The sequence below is a fragment of the Pedobacter sp. 05T44 genome (assembly GCF_056395985.1).
Genome location: NZ_JBFTKO010000001.1, coordinates 714,496 through 730,704, shown reverse-complemented (window position 1 = coordinate 730,704; position 16,209 = coordinate 714,496). Strand labels below are relative to the sequence as shown.

Below are 16,209 nucleotides of genomic sequence, written 5' to 3'. Positions count from 1 at the left end.
GAGATGACATTATTATCCATTCCCGACCTTATCGGCCGGTTTCATCCTATTCTTGTTCACTTACCAATAGGTATTTTGTTGCTGGGATGCCTTTTTCAACTGTTAACTATTAATACCAAGTTTTCTGCGCTAAAGCCAGCAGTGCCCTTTATTTATTTACTTGGAGGACTGGGTGCTGTTTTTTCTTCAGTAAGCGGTTATTTGTTGTCGCAAAGTGGAGATTACGATAGCAATATGGTTGGCATCCATCAGTGGCTAGGCATTAGCGTGTCGGTTATTTCGCTGCTTGTTTATACGATGTATAAAAAGCAGGCTAAAGAAGGCGTATTAAACCTGGTAGCCATAATTTTAATCGTTCTGATAACCATTACCGGGCATTATGGGGGTTCACTTACTCATGGATCTGATTATATCAGCTCTGCGTTAAAAGATGATGGGAAAGGAAAGGCCGCTATACCGCCAATCGCAAATGTACAACAGGCAATGGCATATACCCATATGATTCAGCCCCTGCTGCAAAACAGATGCTATAATTGTCATGGTGCAGAAAAACAGAAAGGAAAACTGAGGCTCGACGGAAAGGATTTTATATTAAAAGGAGGCGAAGACGGTAAAACATTGGTTCCGGGAAGTGCTGAGGAAAGTGAGTTGATCAAAAGATTGCTTTTGCCGCCTTCTAATGAGGATCATATGCCTCCAAAAGAAAAACCACAGCTTACTGCCGAAGAGATTGAATTGCTGCAGTGGTGGGTAAAACAAGGAGCAGACTTTAACAAAAAGGTGCAGGATTTTAAACAATCAGAGAAAGAAAAAGCACTTCTGCTAAGTTTCCAGACCGGAGCAGCTAAAAAAGAAAATAAGTTAGCTGATATTCCTGAAAAAGAAATTGGAAAGGCAGATGCTGCGGCTATTGAAAAGCTTAAACAGGCAGGTGTAGTGGTTATTCCTGTACTAAGTACCAGTAATTATTTATCTGCCAGTTTTGTTACTGCAAAGGCAAATGCTGATGTGTTAAAGCTTTTAGAGCCGTTAAACAAACAATTGGTTTGGCTTAATTTTGCCAACACCGCTTTAGATGATAAAGGGATTCAGGCAGTTGCTAAACTCGATAATCTGATCCGTCTTAATTTAAGCAGAACTGCAATTACTGATAAAGGAATAGCGTTGATTAAAGGTGTAAGTCATCTGCAATATGTAAATCTTGTTGGTACTAAAGTTACTGCTGCCGGAGTAGAGCAATTAAAAGGTTTAAAAGAATTAAATAGTATTTACTTATACCAAACAGGGATTACTAAAGATGATGAGGTAAAGCTTAAAAAGGTATTTCCTAAAGTGACCCTGGATTTTGGTGGCTACGTTGTGCCTACTCTTGAAAAAGATACAACCGAAGTGAAACCTCCGGTGGCAAAATAGAGACGATGACTTTATTGTTGTAGACTAATCATTTGCAAATTACGCTGCAAATTGATAAGTTTAATACACAATGGGCATTAAAGCATCTGTTAATTACATTTTATTGTGGCTTTGTATTTTGCCTTTTTATGGCAAGACGCAAAGTCATTTAAAGGATGAGATTATCAGATTTGATGAGGGACTGCCCTCTGATTATGTGAGACAGCTCAGTTTAAGTAAAAACGGTTATCTGTATCTGGCAACCAGAAGAGGCTTATCGCAATATGATGGTTATCGTTTTTTAGAGCATCCAGCAGCCCTTACCAATATTACCTCGCTTTTAGTTAAAAACGATGTTATTTATTACCACGATGTTTATAATGGCCTGTGCTTGTTAAAGAACTTTTATGACAAGCCAAAGGTGATTGTGTCCAATAAGTATCATGATACTGATCCAAATAATGATCATTTTGAGAATATTTTTGTTGATTCGGAGGATAGAATATGGTGCAGTGATTTTAACAACATTAAATATTATAATGCTAACGGTTCCAGGGGTAAAGTGTTCTTTACTGATAAAAATGCTGATAAGATAAAGAGGAATATCGTTTTTTTAGAAATACAAAAAGGCGAAATCTGGGTGTTTACAAATCGTGGACTATATGTTTGGCAAAAGAGTACAGATAAGCTTAGTATTCATCCTGATGCTAAACTAAGGAGCTTAAACTATATTTCCGCATTGCGAATCAATAAAGAAGAAGTTCTTTTCGGGACAACTACCGGATTGCTTGCCAAGTATAATCTGATTACACAGGAGATAAAACAATTCCCTTCTTTGCCCGGCAATGACCGGATTATTGGATTAGGCAAAATAGTTTTTGATGGGCTTAACCAGACGTTATTGTATTCTGATCAGTTCGTATATCTGTTAAGCGATACCGATTTAACACCTAAGCTACTTTATAAAACACAAGGACAGATCATTAATGAAGTTATTGTAAATAACGAAACGAAAGTTATTTGGATAGCCACAAATAAGGGGTTGGTGAAACTGTTTAATCGCTATGCTTCGATAAATAATGAGATGCTGCCCGCTGATTTCCAAAAACCGGGGAATATGTTGGTGGATATTGCTGAAATGCCGAATGGCGATATCTACACCTGTGGCAGGGATAACTTAATATGGATTTATAGCAAGGCATCAGTCTGGCGCAAACTCCCACTACCAGATGAGAACGCTAAATGTGAGAGTTTACAGCTTAATGGCAATCAGCTTTTTGTAAGTACAAATGTTGGTGTTTTCCTTGTTGATAACGAAAAGATTAAAAAGCTGCCAATACCCTTAAATGGGGCAATAAGAAAATGCATTCTTTATAAAAATAAACAACTTTGGATATTGCCTGCCGGACAGCCTGTTCAGGTTTACAAATGGCCTTCTCTTGAAAAAGAGGAGGGATTGGTGATGAATGATAAACAGTTTTGGTCTGACAATTTGTGGAATGATATATATGTTCACAATGACGGTAAGATCTGGTTGATCGGCTGGATGCCTAAAGATTTCGGGATTACCATCTATAATGAATCGCAAAAGGCTTTTACTGAAGTAAGTAAGTTTAAAGCAAATGCCAATCATTCGATGTTTTCTGGCGATTATTATAACCGGATTGCCCCGGCAGCGAATAATAATGTACTTGTTTCAGGATATGGCGGTTGGAACCTGCTTAATGCTAATGGAGAGATAAAAAAGTTGTTGAACACTAAAACCTATGATGTAGCAAATGATAGGGTTGAAGGGATTACAGAAGACCATAATGGAAATATTTGGTTTGCGACAGAGGAAGGATTAAATGTTTACAATAAAAATACCGATAAAGTAATCAGAATATCGCAAATAGATGGATTACCAGGCGACGATTTGATTTACGGATTTAGAAAACTGAAAAATGGGAATCTTGTTGTTGGGGTTGAGTACGGTTTATCGTTTATTGACGTAAGTAAAATTGTAAGATCCCAACTGGTAAACAAACTGGAACTGTGCGGCATTAAGATAAATGGCAAAACCATTAATACAAATAACCCTAATATTGAGCTAAAAAAAGGAGAAACAGAACTGGAATTGCTTTTCTCGTCACTTACTTATATTGACAAGCGAAAAATAATATACCGCTATAAATTTAAAGATGAGACCAAATGGAATTACTTAGGTAATAAGGCTGAATTGTCTTTAAGACATCTTGCTCCCGGAGACTATAGTTTATTAATTGAGGCCGGGGACAACATGGAGAACTGGCAATCAAAAGGATTATTGGTAAAAGTATATTTACCCGCCCCATTTTATAAAACGCAATGGTTTTTATTTCTGATGTTTGGGCTTATTATATTGGGTATAGTTTATGTTTACAGGTATTTATTTCATCAGCATAAGATAGAAGAGCAGTATAGACGGAAGCTCAAAGATGCGGAGATGCAGGCCCTTAGATCGCAAATGAATCCGCACTTTATGTTTAATACACTTAACTCTATTAATAGCTTTGTTATTGAACACAAAACTGAAGAGGCGAGTGAATATATTACCACTTTCTCTAAGCTGATGAGAAATATATTGGATAATTCTAAACACACCGCTATTTCTTTGGATAAGGAGCTTGATACGCTGAAGCTTTACCTGAATCTGGAAGCAGTTCGACTGGAACATTGTTTTGAATATATTATTAAGTTCAGCAAGGATATCCATCCGGAATCTTTAAAAGTTCCTCCGCTTATTTTGCAACCCTTTGCCGAGAATGCCATTTGGCATGGGTTAAGAAATAAAGAGGGGATGGGGCTTTTGGAAGTATTGATAGAAAAAAGTGATGAGAACATATTACATATCACAATAAAAGACAATGGCATTGGTCGTGTTGCAGCCGGATCTTTTATGCCAAGCCAGTTTAAACATAAATCTTATGGGGTTGATATTACATCGAGCAGGTTGAAGCTATTGAGCAGCGATAGCCAGATTGTAATTGAGGACCTGTATAATAAACACAACCAGGCAATAGGTACTGCTGTTCATATTTATCTTAACATGATTTATTAAACTTGTAAAAGAATTTTTCCAAGAGATAACCATTTGATAGTTAAAACTTACCGTTTACTAATTGGTTTTCGTGTTTTACGAATTAATGAATTAAATTTATTGGCAAGGACTAAAAGTTATAGACCTAAAATTATCTAGATATGAACGCAATCAGAGCTATTATCGTTGACGATGAGAAGCATGGTATAATAACACTACAGCACTTGCTTAACCAGTGCTGTAAGGAAATTGAGGTGGTTGCTACTTGTCAGAAAAGTACTGAGGCTAAATTAATTATTGAAGAAAGCCATCCGGATATTGTTTTTATGGACATAGAAATGCCTGTAATGAGTGGTTTGGATGTTCTGGAACAATTTGATGAGTTTAACTTTCAGACAATTTTTACTACCGCATATGATCAGTATGCAATTGCTGCATTGAGGTTAAATGCATTGGATTATTTATTAAAGCCAATTGATAAAACGGAACTGAAAGATGCTGTAGACAGGTTTTTAAACAACGAAACTGCTGCTTCTAAGAAACAGTTTCAAATGGCCAAGCACTTTACACAAACCAGAATCATGGATACGTTGGCTTTATCCAGTAGTAAGGGACTTCATTTTATCAAGATAAAAGAAATATTATACCTGGAAGCTACCAGTTGTTATACGAACATTATGATGAACGACGGGCAGGTTCATTTAGTCAGTAAAACGCTTTCGTCATTTGAAGAGGCCCTGGGCGATCATTCGTTTTTTAGGGCACATAAATCCTTTATCATTAACCTCGATTATATAAAACACTATATCAGAGGCGAAGGAGGGGAAGTAGTTATGACTAATAACACTGTCATCAACCTAAGCCGGACAAAAAAACAGGAGTTTCTGAATTTCTTTACCAAGATATAGTTGGGAAGTAATGTTTTTACAATACCGGTTGCAGAATAATAGACTTTAAACTAAATAAAGCTTTTCCATCAGTGTCTGGAGTTAATTTTATGGTGTAAATACCAGGTTTATCAACAGAAACGATGGCAACGGGGTGTTTAATAAATAACAATGGTTTGCCTGCACTAAACTCCGATGTTCTTAATGTTAGAAACTTATAGGTTGTGTTGTTAAAGCTCATCAGACCTTCTTGTTTACTGCTTGCTTCAGGGCATGAATATTCCAATAATATTTTATAATCGCCCGGTTCTGCTACCGAAAACTTAAAAGAAGCTTCATCCCCAGGGCTGCTCATGTTTGTTACGCAGGTGGTGTGTTTCCAGTCGCCAAAATAATGGCTGTAAGTAAGCGATTTTATTTCTGCATTTCCCTTAACCTCAGCATTTACTGCATCTATTGTATTGAACTCATACTGTAATGAAACCTGTGGTATTGAGGCCGCATAACCATCGTTAAGATTGCCACTGAACTGAACAGCAAGCACCGTGTTGTGTTCGTTTAAGGATTTAGGCATGTCTACAATAATATCGCTGCCTTGTTTTATCCATTTAACCGGTTGTTTGTTTGCAAGCTGATACACTTTATTTACTGCTACGTTTACGCCTGGTATCCTGATTTTTCCGTTTCCAGGGTTATTTAGTACATGAAGGTATAGTTTGCCCGGTGCAGATGTGGTAACACCCCAGGGTTGGGCAGGGATTAATCCGTAGGTTGTTCCATAAATACTTTCGCCATTTGCCTGGAGCCATTTACCGGTTTCTCTTAAATATTTCACTGAATAAGGAGGGATGTTACCCTCTCCGTCAGGTCCTACGTTTAGCATAAGGTTACCACCTTTAGAAGCTACGGTTGCAAGGAGCTGGATGATTTCTTTTGGAGATTTAAAGTTCATATCATGACTAATATATCCCCATGAATCGTTATGCGTGTATATGGATTCCCAGGCACCCTTAATTGGCGTTGCAGGAACTTCAGAATCACCAAAGGTGCGATAATCTCCCAGTCCTTGTCCAACCCTGCTGCTAAACAGGCTCTTAGGCTGTAGGGCATGCATGCTGTCTACCAGTTCCTGAGTTTGTTTTTTATCCAGACCGCCTGGCATATCAAACCAAACAATACCCAGATCACCATAATTGGTAAGCAATTCCTTTAGCTGCGGAATTGACTTTTCTTTATAATATTTTAGATAGTCCTTTTTTGTTTCATCAAAGTCCCATTTGTTACCACCACCATTTGGTTCGTGCCAATCCAGGAACTGGGAATAGTAAAAGCCAAATTGTATACCCCTTTTTCTTGTGGCGTTTGAAAGCGCTTTCATAGGGTCTTTCCCATAAGGAGATGCCTTTACGATATTGAAATCGCTTACTTTTGAATCGTACATTGCAAAACCTTCATGATGTTTAGCGGTAATTACCATATACTTAATGCCAGCATCCTTTGCAAGGTCGGCCCATTCATCTGCATTAAATTTTACGGGATTAAATTCTTTGGCAACTTTTGCATAATCTGCAGCAGGAACTTTGGCCTGATGCATTAGCCATTCGCCACTACCGTAATAATCCTTGCCATTCCATACGCCTCCAAGTTTTGAATATAGACCCCAGTGAATAAACATGCCAAATTTTGCTTCTTTAAACCACTTGGCGTTAGGATTTTCTTTTTCATTTACTTGTTTGTCCCATCGTTCAATGTCTTGTGCTATTGATGAGTTAAATACGAATGCAGTGAGAATACCTGTGGTTATAAATACTTTTAAAATAGACATGAATGCTTCGTTTATAGGAAGATTATTGATTTGGTTAATAATACTAAGATAGGGGATAGAGAATAAGATTATTCTTCCTTAATAGCTAATGATTAAACTTTTTTGGCCTGAGATTTATGTTACGCTAATTATTCCTTTTTCCGTAACTTGGTATACATGGAACAGAGCGATACCAAAGGTGGTAATTGGTTGTTAATAACAGGTGTTATATTGGGCTGGTTTGCACTAATAGCGCAGCTTTATCTTACTATGCAAAGCAATATTGTGCCGGTTGATGAGTCGGTTATTCGATACTTTAGCTACTTTACTGTTTTAACTAATATTCTTGTGGCATTGTGCTTTACTTCACTTTTGCTGAAACGAAAGGACAGCGGTTTCTTTACAAAGCCGACTACTCTTACAGCAACTGCGGTGTATATTACTGTAGTGGCCTTAATTTATAATTTGATATTGAGGTTTACGTGGGAACCAAAGGGTTTACAATTGGTAGTTGATGAGTTACTCCATTTAATTATTCCTATTTTATTTGTGCTATACTGGTTCTTGTTTGTATCCAAGGATTCATTGAAATGGAATGATACCTTTAGCTGGCTTATTTACCCTTTTATTTATTTGATGTTTATCTTATACAGAGGATCTGCATCAGGATTTTACCCTTACCCTTTTGTAGACGTGGCGAAGTATGGGTACGCAACAGTATTTGTAAACTGTTTTTATGTGCTTGTTGTATTCCTCGTGTTGTCGTTTTTATCGGTTTGGATAGGAGGAAGGTTTAAAAAAGAAAACCGGTAATTAACCGGTTCCCTTTATCTGTTATTTTGTAATTAAGCCTCTGTATTTCTGCATTGCCGAAATATTTGGATCATGTCCGCGGAAATCTCTGAACATTTTACCATAATCTTCTGTATTGCCTTTTGAAAGTATCATGTCTCTAAAGCGTTGCCCATTAGCAAGGGTTAATCCTCCGTTTTCTTCGAACCAGGAGAATGCATCATGATCTAACATCTCTGTCCACAGGTAAGCATAATAACCCGCTGCATAGCCATTTCCCCAAATGTGTAAGAAGTAAGAAGAACGGTAGCGTGATGGAACATACGACAGGTCAAGATGTGTTTTTTGTAGGGCGGCAGTTTCAAATTTATCTGCATCCTGCAAAGGATCCGTTGCTGATAGCTTATGCCATTGCATATCAAGGGCGGCGGCGGCAAGGACTTCTGTTAATGCATAACCCTGATTAAATGTACCGGCTTTTTTGATTTTATCAATCAATGTTTGTGGCATTGGCTCACCTGTTTTATAATGAACAGCGTAATTTTTAAATACCATTGGATTTATTGCCCAATGTTCATTGAACTGAGATGGGAACTCCACAAAATCCCTGGCAACATTGGCACCAGATAGGCTTGGATATTGCTGGTTTGCAAAGAAACCATGTAGCGCATGACCAAACTCATGGAACATTGTGGTTACGTCATCAAAGCTGATTAATGCCGGCTGACCGGCTGCAGGTTTAGTGAAGTTACATACGTTGAAAATTACAGGTTTAGTACCCAATAGCTTAGACTGGCCAACCATATTGTCCATCCAGGCGCCTCCAGATTTGTTGTCGCGTTTAAAATAATCACAGTAAAACAAGCCTATGGTAGTATTGTCTTTATCAAAGAGCTCGTATACTTTAACATCCTTATGGTATACCGGAAGATCCGTACGCTCCTTAAAAGTGATGCCATAAAGTTGGGTGGCAGCATAAAATACACCATTCTGAAGTACTTTGTTTAATTCGAAATAAGGTTTTATCTGATTTTCATCCAGATCATATTTCGCTTTGCGAACCTGTTCTGCATAGTAATTCCAATCGTACGGCTCTACTTTAAAACCACCCTTTTGCTGATCAATTACAGCCTGGATATCAGCAGCCTCAGCTTTGGCTTTTGCTGTTGCGGAGGGCACGAGTTTAGAGAAGAAGGTTTCAACTGCGGCCGGAGTTTTAGCCATTTGATCCTGCAGTTTCCATGTAGCATAATTAGGAAAGCCGATAAGTTTTGCTTTCTCTGCTCTGATTTTTGCTATTTCTACAATAGCTTTTCTGGTGTCATTTGTGTCATTTCGCTCAGCACGGTTCCAGGAAGCATCAAATAGCTTTTGTCTGGTTGCACGGTTTGATAACATTTGTAGTGAAGGTTGTTGGGTGGTGTTTTGAAGAGATAACATCCATTTGCCTTCTAACTTGTTTGCCTTCGCAGTTTGGGCGGCAGCAGCAAGCTCACCTTCTGATAGGCCTGCAAGTTCTGATTTGTCATTAACAACTAAAGCACCTGCTTTGGCAGCAGCAAGAAGCTGATTAGAAAATTTAGCACTTAACGAGGCCTCTTGTTCATTCAGCTTTTTAAGATTTGTTTTGTCTGTTTCTGAAAGTTTAGCTCCGGCTAAAACAAATGCCTGATAGTAATACTCTACTAATCGTTTTGATTCCTGATCTAATTTTAACTTTTCTCTTGTATTATAAATGGATTCGATCCTTTTGAATAGCTCTGGATTTAATGATATAGCATCCTGGTGAGCAGCAAGTTTAGGTGCAATTTCTTCTTGTAATTTTTGTAGATCATCGTTTGTATTTGCACCTGTAAGAAGGCCAAATATCCGATTTACCCTTGTGAGCATTTCACCTGATTTCTCCATTGCTACAAACGTATTTTCGAATGTCGGCGTTTCGGTATTGCCAGCAATTTTCTGGATTTCTTCTAAATGAATTTTCATTCCCTCCTCGAAAGCAGGTTTAAAGTCGCTATCTTTTATATGATCAAAATCAGGCGCCTGGTAAGGTAGTTTACTCTGGTTAAGAAAGGGGTTTGAGGATGATAAAGCCGTGCCGTCTGCTGTCGACTTTTTGTCGGTATTTTGACAAGATGTTAGAATCGCAATCATTGCAAATAAAGGGACCTTAAATGATGTTTTCATGCAGTTTTTTTATTTTGTTGATCTAATGTACATAAAAAAGCGCCTGTATCATAAGTGTTGATACAGGCGCTTTTTTATGTAAAACTTGTAATGCTTACTTGAATGATTTTAAATCGACAATCTTATCGTTGTCGCTAGGGATTAAGTGTGAAATGCCTTCTTTATCTCTATCCCATTTATAGTTTTCCTGAATCCATACAAACAGGTCATTTCCTTTTGCGGTTGGCAAAGTTTTTAAAGGTTGATCATATGTTTTTCCTGTAGGATAGTGCACCTGGAAGAAAGATTTTTCGCCTAGAAATGCAAATGTTTGTTTATCCGGAGATTTCAGCATGAATTCTCCCTGGATTCTTTCGTCCGGGTTTTGTCTTTTAATTAAGAAAACCTTAGCGTTAACATTGGCAACAAAGAAATCATTATTAACTAAATAACCATCTCTTCCGGTTTTGATAATTCCCTTGGTATATTTTTTATCCTCTTTACCTTTAGATGCTCTGTAAAGGCTAATCACGTCTGGTTTTTTATCTGTTATTGTGATTAAATATACAGGAGCTACCAGACCTGAGTTGTCGGCAATTTGAACCAGTAAAGCGGTTTTTTGAGTGTTTACATATTCAGCAGTAGAAAATTTACCTATAGCGGAGGCTTTGTCTGCCGGATTTGTTTGGATTTGAATGACTGTATCCTTGTATTTTACATTAAATACTTCTTCTGTTTCTTCAGCCGCTTTTTTATCACTTTCGGCAGTAATAAGCGCTAAGGTGTCGCCTCTGGTTTCGGGATAATAATTGAACTTTTCTGTTGCAGTTAGCACTCTCGGGGCATAAGTTGCAGCATTTTCTTTATTGCCTTGACAAGCTGAGAAAGCAACGGTTGTTAAAAGGGCGTAAAAAATAGTTTTCATAAAATTTTGAGATAAGAGGAATATTTGGTTTAAACAAAGTTAAATTCTGGCATTAAATATCCAAATATAACTTGGTAACATTGTAGTTAGCGCTGTAGGTAATAGATTTAAATAGAAATTCAAAAAGCAAAGTATATTTTGCTATACTTTGAATACATTAGTGTTAAATATCTAAAATGCTTCACTCTCATCGATTTCTATTAATCTGCCTGTTTTATGTTCTTGGCATATCATTAGCAAATGCACAATTGATATTGCGATCAGGGGAAAGTTTCCTTTCTGGAGAAAACATCAAAAAGATTATAATAACATATGATGATCATACGGTCTGGGCATTAACTGCATCAGGAATAGTTTATTATAAATCGATGCTTGCTGGCGACTTTTCTATTTATCCACAAACAGTGGGAGAGCTGGTGGACGATCTTGCTGGCTATAGTACGCAGGATATTTACTTTTCTGTAAAACCCAAACGGCTTATTCATGTTAAAAATGGTAACAAAAACATGATTCCTCTGGATGATCCTGAAATTACGAAGATAAATGGAATTGCCGTAAAGCTTGATGGTATGAAGAATACTGAATCCTATCCTGATGTTGATGACTATTGGCGCGATGATCGTCTGGTGGTTGCAACTGATAAATATCTATATAGAATCATCAGAAATGATAATACAGTAATGTTGTATGACATTTATCGTGAACAAGGCTTTGATTTCAGAGGCTACAAAATTACAAAATCAGGTATCAAAGGAGTAGAGTTTAAAGTAAATTTGGATGTAAATTATAGATGTGGATGGCCTCAGGGAGAAAGTGTAATTCAACATATTGATTACACAATATATGTTTCCAATATACCGCAGCATGACCCATATGGAGATTTTAACTGTACTATGTTTAATTATGATAAAGGCAGTGACTATATGGGTATAAATCAGAATTCTCAATATTGGGGAACAAATAATGGATTATATATTCAGTATTGGGGGCGTTGTGGTATTGGATTAACGCAGCCAATTAAAAATGAACAAATCAATTCGATAGAGGAATTACGGATGTTTAACGTATTATCGCCCACTACATTTGTATTGGCAGCCTCCAATACTGGATTATTTTACACCGAAAAGTTTGTTAAAAGTATGCTGTTTGATTGGGTTCCTATAGAAGAGGTCAGTTTTAAAAAGTTGCCAGGACTAAATGCCAGGGTCAATAATTTTGCAATTGATTATAGAAGTTTTTCTCCAGAGGGAAGTAGACCTGCTTATGATCCAAGGTATATATGTGAAAATGTAATTTGGCTGGCTACTGATCAGGGCGTGAAAAAGGTATATCCGCAACTAGATGGTGCAATTTATGAAGAAAAGCTACTTGCCAGATTCACTTATGATAAAGACCCTGATATGGAAACTGTAGAGGAATCTATTTTTACACTTTGCGGAAATGAAAGCCTGGAAGTTAATGCCAACTTTACAGATCCTATAAATAATGGTGCAATATCTATTCATTGGACAAAGAACGGTGTGGATTTACCTGAATGGGCAGGAAAATCAGTTGTTAGGATTTTGGATAAAGGACGTTACAGGGCTGAACTGATTGGCATGTGTGAAGGGGTGAGCATGCATTCTAAAAACTTTGTCATAAATACAGAGACTACTCCAGAAATTACATTCAACTACCCCGCAAAAATTACTTTGTGTGAGGGGAATAGCAAAGAACTTTCAACCATTGATAAACCCGGTTATACCTATCGATGGTTTAAGGACGATGCTGAAATTGTAGGGGAGAGTGTAGCTAAGTTAAAGGTTAGTTCAAAAGGTAGTTATAGGGTAGAGGTGAGTAATTGTGCCGGGAGTTTTGTAACCTCGTCAGCCGTGGCGATCGATATAGCTATATTGTCTGCGCCTATTATTACCCCCAATAAATCAACTTATTGCTTCGGCGATATCGCTTTGTTGAAGATCGAAAACACGAAAAGCCATAAGATACATTGGTATAAGGACGGTATTGAATTAAGGACTATGGAGAATAAGACGGAAATCCAGGTATCCTCGGCTGGGATATACGAGGCTATTTTTGAAAATATTGAGGGATGTAAAAAGAAATCGAACCCATTTAATTTGCAAATCTACCCCTTTCCTGTAATCTCAGTAAATACCGTTCCAACGAAAAGCTTATGTTATGGAGAATCGGCAAGCTTAAGTGTCTCAACTGCCCCGAATTCAACTTACCGATGGAACACGGGGGCAACCACATCTTCGATTCAGGTAAATCAAGCAGGCAATTATTTTGTAGAGGTTACCTCAGCTTTTGGTTGTACAACCAAAAGCAATGTGGTAAATGTTTTAGTAAACGATCGGATTTTGTTGACTGAACCCCTGGATTCTAAAATCTGTACAACATCTGGTGAACAGGTTACTTTGATTGCTGAACCAGGATATCTGAGCTATAATTGGAATGGATTGACTAGCTCAAGCAATGCATTTACCGTTTCCAAGCCAGGTGACTACAAGTTAACTGTAACGGATGTAAACGGTTGTACCGCCAAAGTTATTTATAAAGTTGTTTCTTGGTGTAAAGAGATCATTGTGGCTAATGCATTCACCCCTAATGGAGATGGCATAAATGATTTATGGTATGTTGCCGGACTGGAAAATGATCCTAGTGCTACGATTACAATTTACAACCGATATGGAGTGCTGGTTTTTCAAACGAGGGGTCTAAATCCCGTATGGGATGGTCGCTACAAAGGCACTGATGTTCCGGTTGGAGTTTATTATTATCAGATAAAAAGCAGCAAAAGTGATAAACCATTAAAAGGAAGTGTGACATTGATCAGATGATGAACTAAGACCTATCTTAGATATGATTTTTATTGAGTTTGGAAGTATAATACTATAGCTATAGATTTGATACAAGATATCGTCAACATGCTAAAACCATATGATAGTTCGGATTTCAGATTATTAGAATCTTGGGTGACAGATGCTGAACTTTTGCTTCAGTTCTCGGGCACAGATTTTTCTTATCCTTTAACAGAACAGCAAATCCAGGATTATAAGAATACCTATCCAGATCGTCTACTTTATATAGGTTATACCTTAGAAAAGCTTCCGTTTGCTTTTGGTGAGATCATTCCTCAAGAAAGTGGCGCCCCTAGGCTAGCCAGGATTCTTGTGGGGGAACCAAGTCTTCGGGGTCAAAGATTAGGCAGATACTTTATTGAATTGCTAGTAGAAGAATCTAAGCGACTTTTTAAGATTGATACTGTTGAACTTTTTACATGGGAAAAGAATTATGCGGCAATTAGATGCTATGAGTCAGTCGGTTTCAAATTCTTACCAGAGAAAAGTAAAACAATGGTACATGAAGGGATAAGTTACGACATTYATAAAATGGTTTTTACATATGGATCTGGAGAATGAAAGTAAACTACATTAATCTTTTGCAAACTTTAATATGCGAAGGCCTAAAATACTGCCGTATATAACAAATGCAGCCATCAGTAATGCAATGGCAATGAAGATAAATACGTAGCGACCACCATTAATGATGTTGCAATATATGGGTATTGCAGTTAAGAGTACGAGTGCTAAACTACAAGCTATTGTCCATCGATAATTCCAATTTTTATCGAAGTGATAAAAGCCGGTAAATATGAGATAGAAGATACTCCCATATCCAATAATCCCTAGTGCCGAGGTCTCAAGATTTAACAGAGCTATCAAAAGATAGGCAAACATGGGGAATGAAAGTTTGTCACCTAATGCCACTACAAAAAGTCCGTAAAATAGAGGGAAAATTACCTTCATAAAGGTTAATTTACTAATGATGTAGTTGTCTATTTTCATAATTGATCAGTTATTGATTTGGGCAAGTTAAATGATTAGTTTTACTCTACTTTTGACAAAAATCAAAAACGATATGGCTGATGATATCCATTCTTCAATTTTTAAAAAGCTTCTTGCCATCCAGTCAATTAACGACGATGTTATTTCTGATATTCTCTCAAAAAGTAAAGTATTGACTGTTTGCAAGAAGACATATTTGCTCTTACCGGGAGATATTAGTAAGCATGTTTATTTTATCAAATCTGGTGCTTTACGAAGTTTTTATATCGATTCTGATGGGAATGAAAAGGTATCTTGGATCTTAATAGAGAATGATATCGTTGTGTCTGTTAATAGTTTCTTTACTGGAAATCCTTCAGTGGAATACCTCGAAGCAATAGAGGACTGCGAGCTTCTTCAATTGAGTAAAAGTCATCTGGAGGAAATCTATACAAAACATCCTCGGTTCAATTATATTGGAAGAAAACTGATTGAGGCATACTATGTAAGATCAGAGGAACAGGCAATTTCTTTACGCACATTATCTGCAAAAGAACGATATGAACGTTTTTTATCTCATGAAGGATATTTACTTAATCGAATTCCACTTGGATATATCGCATCTTATCTTGGGATGTCTCAGKAAACATTGAGTCGTGTCCGCAAATAATTTTTTTGATATATGGGTAGAATACCTGCTTTGTGCAAAGGTATGCTAGTACCACATCCCAATATGACATAATTGAAATTGCAAGGTAACTCTATGTTTTATCGTAAAAACATGGACTGGACATGGAGAAGTGCTACTGAAGTTTACTGGGATACCAATATGAAGAGGCTTTATTCCCCCTAAGCCGAGAGAGCGGTGCTATTATCAATGGTACTGCAATATCATTGAGGTTGTTAAAGATGAGTGTGACTGCCAGTTGTTGTTAACAACTAAAACTACATGGAATAATATTCCAGACCAACTTCGGAATGAGATATGTAATAAGTTAGACACTCCAGTAATTATTACTACCAAAAGAATAATCACCCGAGACTCCATTTTTTATTGTTTACGTTGGGTATTTTTGCTCCCTCTTTCCATAGGAATTGGATTACTTGCTTCATAGATCATCGAGTTTATTCTATCTTATTTTGTTAGCGGGTCATCCTTAAAGCAGTATAATTATGCCTCAAGTCGATTGATAATCTCCTTCCTCTCAGTAACTTTGGCGCATTGGATTGCTCCCAAATACAAGTGGATAACAACCATCGTAATTTGCGGCATATGGCTACTGTTAGTTCTTCTCGGTCTACTTATTACTAGCACTGATATAAAACTTTACGGTGATGAATATAAAGTAAAAGATGGT

11 protein-coding genes are annotated in these 16,209 nt (G+C 37.2%); 7 read left to right on the top strand and 4 right to left on the bottom strand.

Features of this window, described 5'->3' with window-relative positions; all coding sequences use genetic code 11:
• Window positions 1-3: 3 nt before the first annotated feature.
• From AC1DDK_RS03010 to AC1DDK_RS03000, 3 genes are all read left to right on the top strand, one after another.
• Window positions 4-1,413: a c-type cytochrome domain-containing protein gene (locus tag AC1DDK_RS03010; protein WP_337715698.1), complete on the top strand. Its 1,410-nt coding sequence runs from the start codon at window positions 4-6 to the stop codon at window positions 1,411-1,413.
• A gap of 70 nt (window positions 1,414-1,483) precedes the next feature.
• On the top strand, window positions 1,484-4,471 hold the full coding sequence (locus AC1DDK_RS03005) for a sensor histidine kinase (RefSeq protein WP_337715696.1): 2,988 nt from the start codon (window positions 1,484-1,486) through the stop codon (window positions 4,469-4,471).
• Between the two features lie 140 nt (window positions 4,472-4,611).
• On the top strand, window positions 4,612-5,358 hold the full coding sequence (locus AC1DDK_RS03000) for a LytR/AlgR family response regulator transcription factor (RefSeq protein ID WP_172660773.1): 747 nt from the start codon (window positions 4,612-4,614) through the stop codon (window positions 5,356-5,358).
• A gap of 16 nt (window positions 5,359-5,374) precedes the next feature.
• Here the strand turns inward: AC1DDK_RS03000 and AC1DDK_RS02995 are convergent, their stop codons facing one another.
• Window positions 5,375-7,162: an alpha-L-fucosidase gene (locus tag AC1DDK_RS02995; protein WP_337715694.1), complete on the bottom strand. Its 1,788-nt coding sequence runs from the start codon at window positions 7,160-7,162 to the stop codon at window positions 5,375-5,377.
• Between the two features lie 156 nt (window positions 7,163-7,318).
• Here AC1DDK_RS02995 and AC1DDK_RS02990 point away from each other — a divergent pair, with 156 nt between their 5' ends.
• On the top strand, window positions 7,319-7,954 hold the full coding sequence (locus tag AC1DDK_RS02990; RefSeq protein ID WP_337715692.1) for a Pr6Pr family membrane protein: 636 nt from the start codon (window positions 7,319-7,321) through the stop codon (window positions 7,952-7,954).
• Window positions 7,955-7,975: 21 nt separating this feature from the next.
• Here the strand turns inward: AC1DDK_RS02990 and dcp are convergent, their stop codons facing one another.
• Together dcp and AC1DDK_RS02980 are read right to left on the bottom strand one after the other, a co-directional pair.
• A complete protein-coding gene (gene dcp / locus AC1DDK_RS02985; protein WP_337715690.1) occupies window positions 7,976-10,120 on the bottom strand; it encodes a peptidyl-dipeptidase Dcp in 2,145 nt (714 codons plus the stop codon).
• Window positions 10,121-10,214: 94 nt separating this feature from the next.
• Window positions 10,215-11,024 carry a hypothetical protein gene (locus AC1DDK_RS02980; RefSeq protein WP_172660769.1) on the bottom strand — a complete coding sequence of 270 codons (810 nt, stop codon included), beginning with the start codon at window positions 11,022-11,024 and terminating at the stop codon, window positions 10,215-10,217.
• Between the two features lie 176 nt (window positions 11,025-11,200).
• On the opposite strand from AC1DDK_RS02980, the gene AC1DDK_RS02975 reads away from it, so the two are divergent.
• Together AC1DDK_RS02975 and AC1DDK_RS02970 are read left to right on the top strand one after the other, a co-directional pair.
• On the top strand, window positions 11,201-13,864 hold the full coding sequence (locus AC1DDK_RS02975; RefSeq protein ID WP_337715688.1) for a T9SS type B sorting domain-containing protein: 2,664 nt from the start codon (window positions 11,201-11,203) through the stop codon (window positions 13,862-13,864).
• A gap of 87 nt (window positions 13,865-13,951) precedes the next feature.
• The gene (locus tag AC1DDK_RS02970) at window positions 13,952-14,446 is read left to right on the top strand and encodes a GNAT family N-acetyltransferase (RefSeq protein ID WP_477633821.1); all 495 of its coding nucleotides are present in this window, start codon (window positions 13,952-13,954) and stop codon (window positions 14,444-14,446) included.
• Window positions 14,447-14,458: 12 nt separating this feature from the next.
• Here AC1DDK_RS02970 and AC1DDK_RS02965 read toward each other — a convergent pair whose 3' ends face one another.
• Window positions 14,459-14,872 carry a hypothetical protein gene (locus AC1DDK_RS02965; protein ID WP_337715684.1) on the bottom strand — a complete coding sequence of 138 codons (414 nt, stop codon included), beginning with the start codon at window positions 14,870-14,872 and terminating at the stop codon, window positions 14,459-14,461.
• 73 nt (window positions 14,873-14,945) lie between these two features.
• Between AC1DDK_RS02965 and AC1DDK_RS02960 the strand changes: the two genes are divergently transcribed.
• A complete protein-coding gene (locus tag AC1DDK_RS02960; RefSeq protein WP_477633820.1) occupies window positions 14,946-15,521 on the top strand; it encodes a Crp/Fnr family transcriptional regulator in 576 nt (191 codons plus the stop codon).
• Window positions 15,522-16,209 lie beyond the last annotated feature (688 nt).

Coding starts and splice junctions, on each gene's coding strand:
- dcp (WP_337715690.1), bottom strand. CDS start 10,120: ATGAAAACATCATTTAAGGTCCCTTTATTTGCAATGATTGCGATTCTA.
- AC1DDK_RS03005 (WP_337715696.1), top strand. CDS start 1,484: ATGGGCATTAAAGCATCTGTTAATTACATTTTATTGTGGCTTTGTATT.
- AC1DDK_RS02995 (WP_337715694.1), bottom strand. CDS start 7,162: ATGTCTATTTTAAAAGTATTTATAACCACAGGTATTCTCACTGCATTC.
- AC1DDK_RS02990 (WP_337715692.1), top strand. CDS start 7,319: ATGGAACAGAGCGATACCAAAGGTGGTAATTGGTTGTTAATAACAGGT.
- AC1DDK_RS02980 (WP_172660769.1), bottom strand. CDS start 11,024: ATGAAAACTATTTTTTACGCCCTTTTAACAACCGTTGCTTTCTCAGCT.
- AC1DDK_RS02975 (WP_337715688.1), top strand. CDS start 11,201: ATGCTTCACTCTCATCGATTTCTATTAATCTGCCTGTTTTATGTTCTT.
- AC1DDK_RS03000 (WP_172660773.1), top strand. CDS start 4,612: ATGAACGCAATCAGAGCTATTATCGTTGACGATGAGAAGCATGGTATA.
- AC1DDK_RS03010 (WP_337715698.1), top strand. CDS start 4: ATGACATTATTATCCATTCCCGACCTTATCGGCCGGTTTCATCCTATT.
- AC1DDK_RS02965 (WP_337715684.1), bottom strand. CDS start 14,872: ATGAAAATAGACAACTACATCATTAGTAAATTAACCTTTATGAAGGTA.